The sequence below is a fragment of the Burkholderia sp. SIMBA_062 genome (assembly GCF_046534765.1).
Classification (GTDB): domain Bacteria; phylum Pseudomonadota; class Gammaproteobacteria; order Burkholderiales; family Burkholderiaceae; genus Burkholderia; species Burkholderia ambifaria.
In genome coordinates this window covers 1-383 of the sequence record NZ_JAWRYD010000134.1, presented here as the reverse complement: position 1 = coordinate 383, position 383 = coordinate 1, and the positions used below count along the sequence as shown (strand labels likewise).

Below are 383 nucleotides of genomic sequence, written 5' to 3'. Positions count from 1 at the left end.
GCAATATGCTCTTCGACTTTTTTGACCGCCTCATCATTGATCAGCGGGCCAAGAACCACGCCTTCGTCCATGCCGTTGCCAACCTTCAGAGCTGCAGTAGCATCGGCGAGCTTCTGTGCGAACGTGTCGTAGATGCCAGACTGAACCAGCATCCGGTTGGCAGCGACGCAGGCCTGCCCGGTGTTGCGGTATTTGGCTGCAATGGCGCCCTTCACTGCTGCGTCCACATCAGCGTCATCGAAGACAATGAACGGGGCGTTGCCGCCCAGTTCCATGCTGGTCTTCTTGATGGTTGGTGCACATTGAGCTAGCAACTGTGCACCGACTTCGGTCGAGCCGGTGAAGGAGAGTTTGCGCACGGTCGGGTTGGAAGTCAGCTCGCC

The 383-nt window shown here is 58.0% G+C and carries 1 protein-coding gene; it reads right to left on the bottom strand.

All coding sequences use genetic code 11. From position 1 onward, the window contains the following. The coding region (locus tag SB786_RS35730) for an aldehyde dehydrogenase family protein (RefSeq protein WP_410731506.1) at positions 1–383 on the bottom strand (383 nt) is incomplete at both ends.